Origin of the sequence: Pseudomonas sp. SIMBA_067, from assembly GCF_046534675.1 — a bacterium.
Lineage (GTDB): Bacteria > Pseudomonadota > Gammaproteobacteria > Pseudomonadales > Pseudomonadaceae > Aquipseudomonas > Aquipseudomonas putida.
In genome coordinates, this window is sequence record NZ_JAWRYH010000574.1 from 1 (window position 1) to 266 (window position 266).

The following is a 266-nucleotide window of genomic DNA, read 5'->3' on the forward strand; positions in this document are numbered from 1 at the left end:
CTCAGATTCATCCATACAACTGGTCATAAAATACATTACATCGACCACCCCAACACCCGCACCCACATATTGAAAGTCATAACCGAGTATATGCCCTTGGCTATTAGCGGCAAAATTAGCAAGCTTGGCATCACCATGAATTAACGTTTGGTAGTCACATTGTTTTAACGCGTTATTTAATTTAGTAGCTGCCTGTTTAATATCGGACTTTTTAGGTAAGTTATTAAATTCGTCAGGCCGGGTATCTAAATGCCAATAGCTTCCTT

Annotated in this window: 1 protein-coding gene; it reads right to left on the bottom strand. The window is 39.5% G+C overall.

Annotated features, from left to right (window positions below):
- Positions 1-266: hypothetical protein (locus SB765_RS30385; protein WP_410932589.1), on the bottom strand; the 266-nt coding region annotated here is incomplete at both ends.